The sequence below is a fragment of the Streptomyces sp. URMC 129 genome (genome assembly GCF_051386415.1).
In the GTDB taxonomy this organism is placed as follows: domain Bacteria; phylum Actinomycetota; class Actinomycetes; order Streptomycetales; family Streptomycetaceae; genus Streptomyces.
Genome location: NZ_JBPQTQ010000273.1, coordinates 1 through 1,391, shown reverse-complemented (window position 1 = coordinate 1,391; position 1,391 = coordinate 1). Strand labels below are relative to the sequence as shown.

The 1,391-nt window shown below is 73.1% G+C and carries 1 protein-coding gene; it reads right to left on the bottom strand.

Annotation, left to right across the window (positions count from 1 at the left end; translation table 11 throughout):
- Nucleotides 1-1,315, bottom strand: a 1,315-nt coding sequence (locus tag ACSNOC_RS27715; protein ID WP_436750326.1) for an acyltransferase domain-containing protein, incomplete at its 3' end; no start/stop codon positions are given.
- Nucleotides 1,316-1,391 lie beyond the last annotated feature (76 nt).

The window sequence follows — 1,391 nt, the reverse complement described above, 5'->3', positions numbered from 1 at the left end:
AACCGGTCATCAGTGACGGCCAGTCGACGTCGGTCCCGGCCGCGTGGGCCTCGCCCAGGGAGAGCAGGAACCGCCTGGCCCCGCCCTCCCCGCGCCGCAACGTGGCGACCGCGCACGCGCCTTCGGCCTCGGCGGCCTCGAAGGTCTCCTGGAGGCCGACCGTCAGCACCGGGTGTGGGCTGACCTCCACGAACACCGTGTGCCCGTCGTCCAGCAGGCGGCGGGTCGTCTCCTCGAACCGCACGGTCTGCCGCAGATTCCGGAACCAGTAGGCCGCGTCCAGCGGCCCTTCCACAGGACCACCGGTCACCGTGGAGTAGAAGGCGATGTCAGGGGTGGTGGGGGTGATCTCCGCCAGCGCGGTGGCCAGTTCGGCTTCGATTTCCTCGACGTGGGGGCTGTGGGAGGCGTAGTCCACGGGAACGCGCCGCACCCGCGCCCCGTCCCGCTCACACACGGCGGCGAACTCCTCCAGCGCGTCCGCGTCACCGGACACCACCACCGACGCCGGGCCGTTCACCGCCGCGACCCCCACCCGGCCACCCCAAGCCGCGACCCGCACACCCACGTCCCCCACCGGGGCCGCGACCGAAACCATCCCACCACGACCAGCAATCCGCGCCAGCAGACGGCTGCGCAACGCCACCACCCGCGCCCCGTCCTCCAGCGACAACGCACCCGCCACACACGCCGCCGCGATCTCCCCCTGCGAATGCCCCACCACCGCAGCCGGCTCCACCCCAGCAGCACGCCACAACCCCGCCAGCGACACCATCACCGCCCACAGAACCGGCTGCACCACCTCCGCCGCCTCCAGCCCCGGCGCACCCGGCAACCCACGCAGCACACCCTCCACCGACCACCCCACATGCGGCGCCAACGCCGCCTCACACACCCCCAACCGCTCCCGGAACACCACCGAGACATCCAGGAGCTCCACCGCCATCCCCACCCACTGCGACCCCTGACCCGGAAAAACAAAGACGGGGCGAGGGGCAGGACGTGCGCTACCCAGCACGGCGTCCGGTGTCGGCTGTCCGGCGGCCACCGCCCGCAGGGTGCTCACGAGCTGATCGCGGTCGGTGCCCACGGCCACGGCCCGCTGCTCGAACGTGGCCCGCGTCGTCACCAGCGCACGCGCCACCCCCACCGGATCGCCGCCACCCTCCAGCACCCCGGCCAGCCGTCCCGCCTGCTCACGCAGCGCCTCGGCCGACCGCGCCGACACCACCAGCGGCACCACCACCGGATCCAGCGGACCCGACTCCCCCACCGGCTCCGGAACATCGACATCCGGCGCCTCCTCGATCACCACATGCGCGTTCGTCCCACTGATCCCGAACGACGACACACCCGCCCGCCGCCGACGCCCCGACTCCCGCACCCAGGGC